Source organism: Pseudomonas sp. B14(2017) (assembly GCF_002113255.1).
Classification (GTDB): domain Bacteria; phylum Pseudomonadota; class Gammaproteobacteria; order Pseudomonadales; family Pseudomonadaceae; genus Aquipseudomonas; species Aquipseudomonas putida_Z.
On the sequence record NZ_NEJY01000062.1, the window covers coordinates 1 to 751 of the forward strand.

At 54.7% G+C, this 751-nt stretch carries 1 protein-coding gene; it reads right to left on the reverse strand.

The genetic code is table 11. From position 1 onward, the window contains the following. Positions 1-11 precede the first annotated feature (11 nt). Positions 12-751 (reverse strand): transposase (locus CAG34_RS27340; RefSeq protein WP_085593525.1); only part of this gene is annotated, 740 nt, incomplete at its 5' end.

Here is a 751-nt window from a genome sequence, read left to right on the forward strand (position 1 = left end):
TGTGGGAGATTCTATGGTTGTGGGCAATGCTTTTTGCCCCCTTTGCTCATGTATTCGCCTTGAGTCTTCATCAAGGCGAATGCAATTCTGGCCAGCTTTCGGGACAGGATGACAAGGGCCTGAGTGGTTGCCTTACCTGTATTCCGATAATGTTCATACACCTCTTTCCACGCAGCTGTCTTGCTAGCCGCCATGGCTGCATTGTGCAGTAGCCGGCGCACTTCTGAGCAGCCTCGCTTGGTTAAGCATCGGCGTCCGGATTTCTGGCCTGATTCGGCAACTTTCAGATCCATGCCTAGAAAAGCGATGAATGAATCGCTGCGCTTGAAGTCGCCGCGGATGAAGGCGGTGACTAAAGCGACGGCAGTCAGAAAACCAATGCCTTCAACTGCCTGGCAGCGGGCAACCTGCTCGCTCAGCCCCGCTTCTCTAACCAGCGTCTTCAAACGCTTTTGAATCAGCAGATCAAGCGACTCAAAGTGTTTGGCGAAGCTATTGAAGGCGTCCTTGAGGGACGCTTCGTTACCCCAACTCTGGGTCAGACTGGTGCGCGCTGACACCAGTGCTGCTCGGCGTCGGAGAAGGCTCTGAAGCTTGCTGTAGACGGCTGGAGGGGGTGACCAAGGACGAAGCAAGCTGCCCTCACGATCCAGGAAACGGGCTAGCAGGCAGGCATCAGATGCATCAGTTTTGGCACGCCCGCCAATCCCTTTTCGGTAGTTGCTGAGTTGGTACCCATCAACGACATAGA